Source organism: Cobetia sp. SIMBA_158 (genome assembly GCF_046566945.1).
GTDB lineage: Bacteria > Pseudomonadota > Gammaproteobacteria > Pseudomonadales > Halomonadaceae > Cobetia > Cobetia amphilecti.
Window position 1 is genome coordinate 1 of record NZ_JAWJYL010000867.1, and the last position, 247, is coordinate 247.

A 247-nucleotide genomic window follows, 5' to 3' on the forward strand; every position below is an offset into this window, starting at 1 on the left:
CCCGCACTGCCATCTCGCGGAGGACACACATCGAATGGATGAACTGGACTGGATGAATCGTGCCACGCATGCTACCTGGCAAACCGTGACGGATCGCGTCGCCGGCACCACTCTGCGATGCGGCCCGCGTGCCGATCGCGTGCTCTCAGCAGAATCGGCAACGCTCCGAGAAACGCGAACCGTGCGCCGCCGACATCAAGTTGCCCAGTGACGCAGAGGTCGTTATCCGCAATGCGGGGGAAATGAT

At 61.9% G+C, this 247-nt stretch carries 1 protein-coding gene; it reads left to right on the top strand.

Going from position 1 to position 247, the window contains the following annotated elements; genetic code table 11:
- On the top strand, window positions 1–211 hold a 211-nt coding region (locus R2R70_RS22305), incomplete at its 5' end, for a hypothetical protein (protein WP_410979243.1).
- Window positions 212–247: the final 36 nt, after the last annotated feature.